Below are 12,310 nucleotides of genomic sequence, written 5' to 3' on the forward strand. Positions count from 1 at the left end.
TATCTAGATGATCAATAATATTTCTTATATTTGTGGCGTCACTCATAAAAAAACCTCCGCAAATGGCACTATTTGTCGCCGTAACTGGCTGATTTCTCAGTGCGGCTGGGCTGATTTAGGCATAGATCACGTGCCGTGATCATCCCGCCAGTTAACTCTTCGGCAAGGAAAGCCTTGGCGGCGCTCATGTGATGGGTTCCTGAAACCCAATATGAAACCGCAGCTTGAGTTACGCCGAGAGCAATTGCAGTTTTTGCTTGGCCACCAAAAAAATTCACAAGCCTCTGGATGGGGGTCATAGGGAGGTAGTCCTGATAAGAATATTTATACAATAAGTATAAGATTTATTTTTTGCAACGCCATAAGCGAACTTATAAGCTGATAAGATGACTAACCTAGCCGACAGACTCAAAATCGCACGCGCGCACGCAGGCCTATCCCAGGGCGAACTCGCCCTAAAAGCGGGGATAAAGCAACCTGTGATTTCGCAGCTCGAGACAGGAAAAAATGCTGGCAGCAGTTTCGTAGTCAGTATCGCGAAAGCATGCGGCGTTAACGCTGAATGGCTGGTAAACGGTCAGGGTGGCATGCTCCCTGAAACTTCAGGATTTGATGCAAACGTAGAACCAGCCTTAGCACCGGTGAAATTTTATGAATACCCTGAAATAAGCTGGGTACAAGCTGGCGCGGCCACGGAGGCTTTAGTGATTGGAAATGTAGCGAATTGCGATGTCCACCCGTCAGACGCTTGGGCTGGGCCGAATGGTTTTTGGTTAAAGGTCAAAGGCCCGTCAATGACTGCACCAGGAGGAATTTCCTTTGTGGAAGGAATGCTGATCCTCATCGCACCAGGATTCGACATTCAAAGCGGCCAATATGTAGTTGCAAAAATTACTGATACAAACGAAGCAACTTTCAAACAGTTCTATAAAGATTCAGGACGATCTTATCTAAGGCCCTTAAATCCTGTTTTTAGCACGATTGAAATTGATGAGGACTGGCAGATAATTGGTCGTGTTGTAGACGCAAAATGGCCAAGGTCAGTATTATAAATGTTCATGAGGTAGCACCCTCATTCGAGAGCACTACCTACTCGTGTACCAATAACTCAGTTTTTTCTCCTGTGCATGGCTAATTCGATAGTGGCCCTGAATCGCCCAGAGCAGGTTTTGGCGAAAGCAGCTACCTGATTTGGTTGCATACGCCATAAGTCCACAACTTTAATGTTGCGCAGCATGATATATTCAGCATGTGACATGGTTTCCCCTCGTGTGGGTTCTCTGTGTTATACGGCCCGCCTGGAACTCTCACCTTCCCTGCGGGCCACCTTTTTCGCCGTTGTTACACAGCGATACATCTAGCATGAAATAATGAATTCATGCCAATTTCCTTGAAGCTCTCACAATCCATACGAAACATTTCGAGCCTCTTTCGCATGATCATGGATTCATTTTTTCATGAAATAATGAATTCATACTATTTGTGCCTCGTCCTGTACTCCTCATAAGCCTTCATCAAAAGATCGGTTATGCTCATCTGCTGCTCAGCAGCGTAAGCCTTGATTTCGGAATGCTTTTCAATAGGCACACGAATCTGAATGGGCTTCGGTAGGTTTGATGAGCTGCGTTCAATATTGACCGGGCCTGTGGGTGCTTTTGAAGCGGCACCAAACGCGCCCACATCAATTTTTGGAGCCTGCGGTTTGCGGTTTGGTGGAGATTTATCAGTCATACTTCATGCTCTCATGAATTAATGCTTTCATTATATCATGCATTATTCGCGTGGTTGAACACCTGCTGCACGACAGATAACGCTTTGTCATTAAGCCCTTTGAACCTAGTTTCAGTAATTGCTAGACCTAAATCCATCGCCGCGCCATACCCCGTAGAAAGCGGTATAGAGCCCGTGGCACACGCAAACCCAAAAGCTTCAATGTTAGACCTAGCGCTATCTAGCTCACGGTCAGACTGTGGTGTTCGGCTCAAAATGTAGAGAAGCTTGGTCCGTGGTACGCCTTCTGCCACAAACTCTGTTCCTAGTTTCAGTGCTTCTCGTAAATCGTCCTTTGTGACACCTGTAGGAATCACTATCACGCTAGCTACCTTGGCAATCTCCAGACTTTGATTGCTTGCATGAGGCCCGCCGTCCACTACAACCAACTGCCGTCCTTCTGCTTCCCGAATCAACTTATCAGAACGATGGTAAACCGTAGAATCGACTCTAGGTTGCAGTGACGCCTCATCGCGAGCGACAGACCAGAGGTACGAGGTCTGTTGTTGTGGGTTGATATCTGCCAATAGAGTATCCAAGCCAGCTCTCGCAGCCTCTGTGGCAATTGCTCTAGCAAGCGTTGACTTGGTGACGCCACCCTTTTGCTGTAATACCGCGATGATAGCCATGGCTCCTCCGCCTTCATGAAATACTGAAATACTGAAATACTGAAATACTGAAATTATCTGCCTGGTCGGCAATGCCTGCGTGAGACAGTATACTGAAAGAATACTTTCATGAAAGCATTTATTCATGAAAACATGTATTTCTTGCTATGGCAAGGTGCCAGCTCCGGCTGGTCCAACACAATCCATGTCCTTGGCGTTAGGTATGGCTCACAAGAGTAGTTCTTTCTGGCACGGCTCATTAGGGTTGCCTTTAGGCCAATTGAGCCATAACTGATAAGCTCGGCCCGTTTAGGTATACCAAAAGGGGCCATATGACGACGACTCTCAATGTTGCGCGGGTGTACCTGCGTGTCAGCACAGAAGACCAGGACTTGCAGCGCCAAGAAGCGATCATTGGCAATGCGCGAGCAGCGGGCTACTACGTGGCTGCGGTCTATCGCGAAAAAGCTTCGGGCGCTCGATCCGACCGTCCCGAGCTGTTGCGCATGATCGAGGACCTGCAACCAGGTGAGGTCGTCATCGCTGAGAAGATCGACCGAATCAGCCGTCTTCCCTTGGTCGAAGCAGAAAGGCTTGTGGACGCGATCAAGGCTAAGGGCGCACGCTTGGCGGTGCCCGGCATCGTCGATTTATCGGAATTGGCCGAGGCATCCAGTGGCGTCGCCAAGGTGGTGTTGCAAGGCGTACAAGACATGCTGTTGCGTGTGGCACTGCAAATAGCGCGTGACGACTTCGAGAACCGGCGAGAGCGACAGCGGCAAGGCATCGACTTGGCCAAGAGCGCTGGTCTATATAGAGGACGCAAGCCGAATGCTAAAGTGCATGAACAGATCATTGCCCTTAAAGGCGGCGGGTGTAGCATTGCAGAGACTGCTCGGCTGGCGGGGGTCAGCGTCAGCCAGGTAAAACGTGTTTGGTCGCAGTACCTGGCAGCTAAGCCCAATGTCTGAAATGCTGCTTGGTTCAGATACCCTGTCTATGACCCTGCTAAATTATTTTCAGTCTCTCGGTCAACAGTATCAAACCCTTTTCATTAGGCACAAAAATGCTCGATTTATCCGCAGAGCAACACCAACTGGCGAAGATAGTCCATGATTATGCCAGCCGATTTCCATCGACAGAAAGCGGCGATAGCCAGCTACTACAGGGCTGCTATGACTATATGATGGCTTTCAAACAGGTGCTCGACAGCTCATCAAAAATCCAAATGGACTATATCTGCCTGCAATATCCAGGATTTTTTCGCTTCGCAAAAATGATGGAGTTGCTGGCCCAAGGTATTGCTGATGGCGTCATTCAGGTACCGAAAGAGCACTAAAAGTGACAGACCAGAGAATTCTGGCGGTTATTACGATTGAAATCAGCTTAACGTACTTTAAAATCCGGTTTCTGAAGCGCCCCCATTTGGGGAAGATCACAAACCAAAACAGAGGCAAAAGCCATCGCCATCTTCCACGCCAATACCAAACCGATAGCACGCAGCGCCGGACGTTCGTCCGTTGCTGCTGCGGCCTATCGTTCTGGTACCGAGCTGGTCGATATGCGTACCGGTCTCGTCCATGACTACACCTGGCGCGATGGTGTTTTTTACACAGAAATAATGTTGCCGGACGGCACCAGTGCCGAGCGCAATGCTCTGTGGAACGCCGCCGAATCCGCAGAGAAGCGCAAGGATGGCCGGACAGGTCGCGAGTGGATCATCGCGTTACCCGCCGAACTGGATGAAGACGCGCGCCAAAAACTGGCATCTGCGTTTGGCATTGAGCTGGCCACCCGTTACGGCGTTGCCGTTGACTTGGCCATCCACTTGCCAAGTCGTGAAGGCGACAACCGCAACCACCATGCCTTTGTGATGACCACTACCCGGCAGGTCAGCCGTGATGCAACTGGTCTGCTGGTGATGGGTGAAAAGTCCACCATCGAGCTTTCAGATACCAAACGCCGCAGCGTGGGCCTTGGTTCCGCAGCAGATGAAGTGGTCGCCATCCGCCAGTTGTGGGAGCGGATGGCTAACCGCGCCCTGGAGAACGCTGGTTCAGATGCCCGGATCGATTCACGCAGTCTCAAGGCGCAGGGCCTAGATCGCGAGGCGACCATGCATCTTGGGCGGGTGGCCAGCGACATGGAACGCCGCGGAAAGGCCTCTGATCGGGGCGATGGCAACCGGCAAGTTGCTGTGAACAACGCGATGCTCGAGCAGATTTAATGAAGGCCCGTGGATTTCTGAATCTGTGACAACTGACGTAGCGAAGGCGGTATGACGCGCGCTAGCCATTTTTCATCCAGCGCCGGAATGGCACCCAATTGTTCTGCGATGTACACACATTGCAGCAAGGTTTGCTCCAGTAGCAGATAGGGCGCACCGGTTTCGTCTTCCGACATTTCCAAGAAAGACGGTGACGTCGTCGCCTTTGTGGCCTTCTTGGCATGTTCTGCGGCAAATTTCATATCCAAACGCTCTAGCCTCGACTCACTAGAGACCGTCACAACGGGTTTACCCCATTGCTTGTTAAGCTCGGCTTTGCTCCACCAGGTGGTACCTAACGGTGCCACCAGTTTCGCTTCCTCTAAACTCCATAGCGCGTCTAACATCTGCTCCAAACTGAGCATAACCATGCGCTCACCATTGACCTCCAATTCGAAGGCCAGCCGCTCTGGCGTATTGTCATCCTCATCGAATCGAACTCTGGTCGGCCAAGCTATCAATTTCAAATCATCAGAAAGCTGCAATGTTCTCTCCTATGATAGGGGCAAAAAAGGGACCGAGGAGCAATGGAACAGCCAACCGACTTAATCGGCATCGAAGCATGGTAACCAAAATTACGCTAATTTCTTACCTGATGCCCCCTCGCACTTATGAGTCATGCTCAGAGAAAGCTTTCGCGTCGGGTAGCGTCACGCCGCCTCAAGGCTCAGCGTGATACGCCTGCCCAGTAGGCCTAGCGCTCGCTCGACCTGCTCGATTTTCGAGGTGTGCAGGAAGTCCACCAGCCGATCCACGACTTGCCGCGTACAGCCCAGGCGGCGCGCCAGCTCCGCACGGCTCACGCCGTTGTCCAACATGCTGTTCCACAGCATGATCTTGGCGACGGTCAGCGCAGGCAGGTGCATCACCAGCTCGTCACCGACTGGTAGTGACGCCTGCGGGATTTTTCGGCGCTGGTCGACATAGAGCGACAATGCCGACTCCATACCGTTCAGGGCTTCGTCCAGGGCCTCGGTCAAGGTGTCACCTGAGGCGTTCATTTCGGGGATGTTCGGGCAAGAAAGCCAGACGCCAGTCTGTTCTTGATGCTGCGTCAGCGGATACTGATACATAAGGCCTCACCTGTCGTGGTGCAGCTGAAGCTCAGTCCTTGAGGCCCAGCTGTTTGATGATCGATTTGCGTAACCCTTCGTGCATTTCCTTGCTGCCGTGGTCTGCAAAGATGGTCGCCTTGCCATTCAAGTACACCTTGAAGTGACTGCCCTTGGCCGCTTTGAACTCAGCGCCTTGAGCCTGTAACCATCGCCGAAACTCGCTGCACTTCATTGCTTCAGTCCTTGCCGTTTCGGTAGAGGTATCATGCAACATATCTACTGCTAAAGCAATACTAATGTTGCTTCTCTAACGCCGCGAGCTGCCCCAAAAGCATGCCTTCATTGAAGGCAAAGAGCGATTTACCATGCGCATAATTTTCTGAGCAGCCTGCGCGCACACGCGCCCGGTTGAGGACTGGGGCGGCTTGCCGCCCTGGGCCGATTTATCCGGGTCTTAGCGCCCGAAGGGTGCCCGTAGGTCAGGGCAGGGCAGCCTTATCGCCCTAGGCCGCTTAGACTGGCTGTTTCGCTGATTTATATGCGCAGACATACGCGCCGTGCTGAAGGCACGACTTGCGCGTGCATTTCTGCTTTATGTGTGGAATGAAAATAAAGTGTCATCCGTACAAATAAAGTCTCATCCTATTTTCCGGCTATGCTCCATCACTAGCCGACCAAGGGCAGGGAAGCCACATTTCGTACGGAGCATGTATGTCAAGTTTACGAGCAGAATATCAACGGTTCTTAGGGAGGCGCTGCAAAAATAGCCAACTGTCCCCACCCTTGGCACACTAAGTTCCTTCAACAGCCTCCCTCTCCGTGAGCGTTACGCGCGTGCAGAAGACCTTCTCCGAACTCGAATATACCGGCAAGAAAAAGCAGACTCGCCGAGATCGCTTCCTGGCTGACCTTGAACAGTTGGTGCCCTGGGCCCTGCTGGAGGCGCAAGTGGCGCCGTTTTATAGCAACACCGCAGGCAAGCGCGGACGCCCTGCGATAGGGGTGTCGCGCATGTTGCGCATGTACGTCGTGCAGCAGTGTTTCGGTTTCTCCGATGAAGGTTGCGAAGATGCCGTCTACGACAGCCAGGCCATCCGCGGTTTTATGGGTATCGACCTGGGTCGCGAGTCTGCACCGGATGCCACCACCTTGCTGCGTTTTCGCCGCTTGCTGGAAGTCCATCAGCTAACCCGGCTGCTGTTTGAAACGATTAACCAGCATCTGGCCAGCCGGGGGCTGCTGCTCAAGGAAGGCACTATCGTCGACGCTACTCTGATCGCCGCGCCGCCCTCGGTCAAGAACCGAGAAGGCAAGCGTGATCCTGAGATGCATCAGGCCAGGAAAGGCAATCAATGGCACTTTGGGATGAAGGCCCACATTGGTGTAGACGCCACGTCGGGGCTGGTGCACAGCGTAGTAGGGACGGCCGCTAACGTGGCGGATGTCACCCAAGTTGGCCAGTTGCTTCACGGTGACGAAACCTATGTTTCGGGTGACGCTGGATACACCGGTGCGGCCAAGCGACCGGAGCATGCTGAACGGGACGTTATCTGGTCGATTGCAGAACGGCCAAGCAGTTACAAGCAGCACGGCGAAGGCAGCGTGCTGTATCGGGTCAAGCGCAAAATTGAATATGCCAAGGCGCAACTGCGTGCCAAGGTCGAGCACCCCTTCCAGGTAATCAAGGTGCGCTTCAATCATCGCAAGGTTCGCTACCGTGGGCTGGAAAAGAATACAGCGCAGTTGTTCAGTTTGTTTGGGTTGGCCAATCTGATGCTGGCCAAGCGGTATTTACAACAGACGGCAGGATAAATCCGTCTGAAAGGCGGGACTGGCCCGCCTTTCAGCAAAATGAGGGCAGAAATCTGCTCGAGAAACGTAAAATAAGGCCGGCAGGTTGAAAAAAACCGGCTTGGAAATGGGGACGGTGCGAACGGGTTAATTGTTCAGCGTCTCCCTAGGGAAGGTCTGAAGTAGCCGGATGTTTTCCGGCTACCGAGTCCTCAGCACTTTTCAAAAAACGATGCATGTCGAAATTTGCTCAATTATCTTCGCTTTTTAGCTCTTTCGGCCGCTGCAAAGCCTTTTGCGGTAACCATTTCCTGCATTACACGCGCACCTCTCCTGCGCTCGCCAACAAATGTCGGCGGGCCATCCACAGGTTTGACAGGGCGAACAACGTCACCATCTGCGCGGTGTTCTTGGCCAAGCCCCGAAAGCGCACTTTTTCATAGCCAAACTGGCGTTTGATGACCCGAAACGGATGCTCGACCTTGGCGCGAACCTGGCCTTGGCCTTCTCGATTTTGCGGATCGCCTTGTACAAAATACTGCGTTTTCCGTGCTTTTTGTAAGTGCTGCGGCGGGCGGCAATCTGCCAAATGACCTTGCGCCCAGCGTGTTCTTCGCGCTTCTCGACCCCGGTGTAACCTGCGTCGGCGCAGACTACGTTTTCCTCGCCGTGCAGCAGTTTGGCAACCTGCGTGACGTCTGCCACATTGGCCGCTGTTACTACCACGCTGTGCACCAGGCCTGACTCGTCGTCGGCGCCGATGTGAGCCTTGGCGCCGAAATAGTACTGGTTACCTTTCTTGGTTTGATGCATCTCAGGATCGCGTTTGCCATCCTTGTTCTTGGTCGAACTGGGCGCGTGAATCAGCGTGGCATCGACGATGGTGCCTTGACGCAACGACAAGCCACGGTCGCCCAGATAACCATTAATTACGCCGAGAATCCCGGTCGCCAACTCGTGCTTTTCCAGCAGACGACGGAAGTTGAGAATGGTGGTTTCGTCTGGAATTCGCTCCAGGCTCAGGCCTGAAAACTGACGCAGGATGGTCGTCTCATACAGCGCTTCTTCCATCGCCGGATCGCTGTAGCCGAACCAGTTCTGCATCAGATGAACACGCAGCATCGCCATCAGTGGGTAGGCGGGCCGGCCACCTTCTCCTTTTGGATAATAGGGCTCAATCAGGGCAATCAAACCTTTCCAGGGCACCACCTGATCCATCTCGATCAGGAACAATTCCTTACGGGTCTGCTTGCGCTTGCCGGCATACTCGGCGTCGGCGAAGGTCATCTGTTTCATCATCGAAAAGCTCGGCGACTGGTGTCCGGAGATTTTGCCAAATTAGGAAGTCTTTTTCAGAGTTTCCTTAGAGGGTGTAGACAAAATAAATTAAACTTTCACTCCCTTGTCTGAATAGCCCTCAAGCCATGCCTAAAACCGGACGTCCTCGCTCGATTGCCGCCGAGCACTATCCCGTGCTGGTGAAACTCGCTCATGCACAGCCCTATTCCAGCCAGGCCGAATTGGCGCTCGTATTCTTCGCCGAAACCGGTATCACTGCGCATCCCGACACCTTTGCAAAAGCGTTGAAAATGGCAGGGATTACGCGTGTAAAGCAGCGGGCCAAGGGAAGTTTTCAGTCACCTGAACCTAATAAAGCCTATGGCTACAATGAAACCCACCGCCGCCAACTGCCGGAGCAGCTATATCCGAGTTGCTTGACAGATACCGAGTGGGCACTGGTCGCCGACCTGTTTGAAAGCCAGGGCGGACGAGGAGTGCCACCGCTTCACTCTCGGCGCACGTTGCTGGAAGCCTGTTGCTATGTCGTACGCACGGGGTGCTCATGGCGAATGCTACCCCGCGATTTTCCTCATTGGGACAATGTCTACAAAACGTTCCGCCGGTGGAGCGCTCAAGGCAAGTTCGAGCAAATGCATGATCGCTTGCGAGCTCAATGGCGTGAGCGGGAAGAACGCGCTGACAGCCCGTCAGCAGCGATCCTGGATTCACAGTCGACCCGCAGTTCTCCTCAAGGCGGTGACAGCGGCTACGACGCAGGCAAAAAAGTGAAGGGGCGTAAACGAAGTCTGATTGTCGATACATTGGGCCTGCTGCTGGCTGTCAGTATCAGTGCTGCAAGCGTGCAGGATCGTGACGCGGCGGATGATGCGGTGGCGTACTCGAAGGAAAAATATCCGTCACTGAGCACGCTTTTTGTTGATAGTGCGTACGCAGGAAAATGGGCACAGCGCACCCATCAACTGCACGCTATCGATGTTGAACAGGGCAGCCTGCGGCTGCAAATCGCCCGTTCTTGCGATCGCGTAGCAGCAGAAACATGGATTTGAGCTTTGTCATGAGGCCCATTATTGATCATCATGAAGCCTGCTTACCCACCGTTGCTGCTTCAGATGAGTCCAGCCTACACACCTCGACCACTCAAAAACCTCTTCACCGCCAATCAATGCTGGGCACACCTCCTCGAGGAGGGCGGCTTGCGCGACATCGAAGTCGAGTCCGTCACCAAAATGCTGGCCTGCGGCACCTCGATCCTGGGCGTCAAACACTACACCTGCGGCAACGACAGCTGCCCGCACGCCAAATACCTGTGCAACACCTGCAGCTGCCGCGCCTGTCCATCCTGCGGCAAAAAAGCTACCGATCAGTGGATCGCCAATCAACAGCACCGCTTACCCGAGTGTACCTGGCAACACCTGGTGTTCACATTGCCTGACACCCTGTGGCCGCTGTTCTTTCATAACCGTCACTGGCTCGATGCCTTGTGTCGCCTGGCCGTCGACAACCTGCTCTATGCGGGCCGACGCCGGGGCGTGGAGGTGGGTGTTTTCTGCGCCATCCACACCTACGGCCGGCGACTTAACTGGCACCCCCACATCCATGTCTCGGTCACCTTGGGTGGGATCGATGACGCAGGTGTCTGGAAAGATCTGTCGTTTCATCCATCAGCCTTGCGTCGGCGCTGGATGTGGAATGTACGCCAGTACCTGCTCAGTCAGTGGGAGCACACCACCGTCCCACCTGAAAACGCTCATCTGCAGAGCGAAAATGACTGGCGTCACCTTGTGCTCAACGCCGGTGGTCAGCACTGGCACATCCACTTGTCGAAGAAGACGAAAAACGGCCGAAAGACCGTCAATTACCTGGGCCGCTACCTGAAAAAACCGCCCATCTCGGGCAGTCGTCTGGCGCACTACACCTCCGGTGCCACGTTGAGCTTCACCTACCTGGATCACCGCACCAAGACCTATCAGCAGGAAACGCTGAGCCAGACCGACATGCTGCGCCGGGTGGTGCAGCACATCCCCGAAAAGCACTTTCGGATGATCCGGTATTTTGGATTTCTGGCCAACCGCGTCTGTGGCCGACAGCTACCCCGGGTGTATGAGGCGCTACGCATGGAAAGGCGTGGCAAAGCGCCAAAACTGTATTTTGCGCAGATGAGCAAAGCGTTCTTGCAGCGGGATCCGTTCAGCTGCGTGCTGTGCGGAGCGCGGATGGTGTACACCGCAGCCATCGCCGGCCTGACGGTGCAGGGCTTGATCAACAACGCTCAAAGCATCGCGCAATTGAGGTACGTGCCGGCCTGATACGGGAGAAGTGCGTCCAAAATCTGGAAAAGGTACAGAAAAGTCGCTTTCAATCCATTTTTCGGCGTGGGTGATGGGTGAAAAAAGCTTTTTGCCGACATCGACGCCACGTTGGCATCACGCAGAGGGGACCTTTTTCGGCGGATTACCTTGTATAGGAATTATTGAAATTCCTATACATCAAGTGATCCGTGGCCCGAATAACAGAAGAACAGGGCAATGGCACTCTGAACAAGGCGATCTATTTTCCGTGGAGCCTGTTCAGACTGGATTTGTGGTCATGCCCAAGCGATGGGTAGTGGAGCGAACTCATGCCTGGAATGAGAGAGCTCGGCGACTGATCATGCATCATGATCGCCTTTTTGCGGTAAGCGAGGCATGGGTTTGGTTGGCTGAGGCTCGAATACTCGCGCGCCGACTCACTACATGATTTTGTCTACACCCTCTTAGGCATGGTGCAATGCTGTGTAGGCAAAGGACAAACAGCTTACTTTATTTTGTCTACACCCTCCTAGGCATCAATGATGGCAAAGCAATATTTAATTATATGATCAAAGTAATGTCACAGTAGTTGCACTAAGGAGACGCTGATTTATTCTAAAACCCAGCTGTTGCCCCCAGATAAATCAAGGCCTCCAGAGCGTTGCAGGGACGAAAAATCGAATAAATCAGCGCCTCCCTAAGCCTTTACAACCGCCTTGAAATTTAATTTGCACTAGTAAAGGTACCATGCTAAATTTTTCATTCCAAACATACATAAATTAAGGTTTAAAAATGGCTAGTTATGAAATCCGGTTATCCATGGTTGACTTTGAAAAGGATAGTATTCCTGAAATATTGGTGCAGTATTGGAACAAGGAAAAGCTGGCTTTTGCGTCTTACGTAACAGCTTCCGGCAACGACAAAGGCTTTGATACAGTAAGAAGCGAATCCGATACCAATGAAGACGGCAAGACGAATGCTCAGGACAATGCCGCAATAATCGCATTAGCCAATGCATTTGCAGTAATGAATCTTTCTATAGAAAAACGGAAGTAAGATAATAAACCGGGTAGCCACCAGTCTTGCGAGAGGGATTTTCCTCAACGCACACGGCACCTGGCTAAGTCTACTCAATGTGTAGGGATTTTTAATTCCTACACATTAAATTTTCAGCATGCGCATGAAAATTGTGAGATTTAAAAATCTGTTATTGTGACTATATACCTTCAG

Annotated in this window: 14 protein-coding genes and 2 pseudogenes; 9 read left to right on the forward strand and 7 right to left on the reverse strand. The window is 52.4% G+C overall.

Annotation, left to right across the window (positions count from 1 at the left end; all coding sequences use genetic code 11):
* Positions 1–68: 68 nt before the first annotated feature.
* On the reverse strand, positions 69–299 hold the full coding sequence (locus BLT55_RS30415; RefSeq protein ID WP_032704469.1) for a transcriptional regulator: 231 nt from the start codon (positions 297–299) through the stop codon (positions 69–71).
* An 87-nt stretch (positions 300–386) separates the two neighbouring features.
* On the opposite strand from BLT55_RS30415, the gene BLT55_RS30420 reads away from it, so the two are divergent.
* On the forward strand, positions 387–1,052 hold the full coding sequence (locus BLT55_RS30420; RefSeq protein WP_004667059.1) for a LexA family protein: 666 nt from the start codon (positions 387–389) through the stop codon (positions 1,050–1,052).
* Positions 1,053–1,476: 424 nt separating this feature from the next.
* Here BLT55_RS30420 and BLT55_RS30425 read toward each other — a convergent pair whose 3' ends face one another.
* Together BLT55_RS30425 and BLT55_RS30430 are read right to left on the reverse strand one after the other, a co-directional pair.
* The gene (locus BLT55_RS30425; protein WP_003381801.1) at positions 1,477–1,731 is read right to left on the reverse strand and encodes a hypothetical protein; all 255 of its coding nucleotides are present in this window, start codon (positions 1,729–1,731) and stop codon (positions 1,477–1,479) included.
* Between the two features lie 35 nt (positions 1,732–1,766).
* Positions 1,767–2,399, reverse strand: coding sequence for a ParA family protein (locus BLT55_RS30430; RefSeq protein ID WP_003381804.1), 633 nt, complete (start codon positions 2,397–2,399; stop codon positions 1,767–1,769).
* 311 nt (positions 2,400–2,710) lie between these two features.
* On the opposite strand from BLT55_RS30430, the gene BLT55_RS30435 reads away from it, so the two are divergent.
* The 3 genes from BLT55_RS30435 to BLT55_RS30445 all read left to right on the forward strand — a co-directional run bounded on the left by BLT55_RS30435 (position 2,711) and on the right by BLT55_RS30445 (position 4,605).
* Positions 2,711–3,349, forward strand: a complete 639-nt coding sequence (locus BLT55_RS30435) for a recombinase family protein (RefSeq protein ID WP_074802001.1) — start codon at positions 2,711–2,713, stop codon at positions 3,347–3,349.
* A 95-nt stretch (positions 3,350–3,444) separates the two neighbouring features.
* Positions 3,445–3,717 (forward strand): hypothetical protein, encoded by a 273-nt coding sequence (locus tag BLT55_RS30440; protein ID WP_054999352.1) that lies wholly within the window; start codon positions 3,445–3,447, stop codon positions 3,715–3,717.
* Between the two features lie 153 nt (positions 3,718–3,870).
* Positions 3,871–4,605: a MobA/MobL family protein gene (locus tag BLT55_RS30445; RefSeq protein ID WP_375232211.1), complete on the forward strand. Its 735-nt coding sequence runs from the start codon at positions 3,871–3,873 to the stop codon at positions 4,603–4,605.
* Here the strand turns inward: BLT55_RS30445 and BLT55_RS30450 are convergent.
* The 3 genes from BLT55_RS30450 to BLT55_RS30460 form a co-directional block, all read right to left on the reverse strand.
* On the reverse strand, positions 4,602–5,129 hold the full coding sequence (locus BLT55_RS30450; RefSeq protein WP_057412504.1) for a hypothetical protein: 528 nt from the start codon (positions 5,127–5,129) through the stop codon (positions 4,602–4,604). The two genes, BLT55_RS30445 and BLT55_RS30450, sit on opposite strands and share 4 nt — an antisense overlap.
* A gap of 165 nt (positions 5,130–5,294) precedes the next feature.
* Entirely contained in the window at positions 5,295–5,717 is a 423-nt protein-coding gene (locus BLT55_RS30455; protein ID WP_054999713.1) for a type II toxin-antitoxin system HicB family antitoxin, read from the reverse strand.
* A 31-nt stretch (positions 5,718–5,748) separates the two neighbouring features.
* The gene (locus BLT55_RS30460) at positions 5,749–5,931 is read right to left on the reverse strand and encodes a type II toxin-antitoxin system HicA family toxin (RefSeq protein WP_007253326.1); all 183 of its coding nucleotides are present in this window, start codon (positions 5,929–5,931) and stop codon (positions 5,749–5,751) included.
* 602 nt (positions 5,932–6,533) lie between these two features.
* Here BLT55_RS30460 and BLT55_RS30465 point away from each other — a divergent pair.
* Entirely contained in the window at positions 6,534–7,511 is a 978-nt protein-coding gene (locus BLT55_RS30465) for an IS5 family transposase (RefSeq protein WP_007247761.1), read from the forward strand.
* A 295-nt stretch (positions 7,512–7,806) separates the two neighbouring features.
* Here BLT55_RS30465 and BLT55_RS30470 read toward each other — a convergent pair.
* Positions 7,807–8,786, reverse strand: a protein-coding gene (locus tag BLT55_RS30470; RefSeq protein ID WP_482211663.1) for an IS5-like element ISPsy2 family transposase whose coding sequence is annotated in 2 segments (ribosomal slippage) — positions 7,807–7,985 and positions 7,985–8,786 — 981 coding nt in all. Because the reading frame shifts where the segments join, the coding sequence is not laid out codon by codon here.
* Positions 8,787–8,914: 128 nt separating this feature from the next.
* Between BLT55_RS30470 and BLT55_RS30475 the strand changes: the two are divergent.
* The 4 genes and pseudogenes from BLT55_RS30475 to BLT55_RS30490 all read left to right on the forward strand — a co-directional run.
* A pseudogene (locus BLT55_RS30475) lies at positions 8,915–9,772 on the forward strand (IS5-like element ISPsy19 family transposase); the annotation flags it as partial.
* Positions 9,773–9,868: 96 nt separating this feature from the next.
* Positions 9,869–11,098, forward strand: coding sequence for an IS91 family transposase (locus BLT55_RS30480; protein ID WP_074801837.1), 1,230 nt, complete (start codon positions 9,869–9,871; stop codon positions 11,096–11,098).
* 181 nt (positions 11,099–11,279) lie between these two features.
* Positions 11,280–11,528 (forward strand): annotated as a pseudogene (locus BLT55_RS30485) (IS5/IS1182 family transposase); the annotation flags it as partial.
* A 344-nt stretch (positions 11,529–11,872) separates the two neighbouring features.
* Entirely contained in the window at positions 11,873–12,136 is a 264-nt protein-coding gene (locus tag BLT55_RS30490; RefSeq protein WP_005759909.1) for a hypothetical protein, read from the forward strand.
* Positions 12,137–12,310: the final 174 nt, after the last annotated feature.

Source organism: Pseudomonas cannabina (assembly GCF_900100365.1).
Lineage (GTDB): Bacteria > Pseudomonadota > Gammaproteobacteria > Pseudomonadales > Pseudomonadaceae > Aquipseudomonas > Aquipseudomonas cannabina.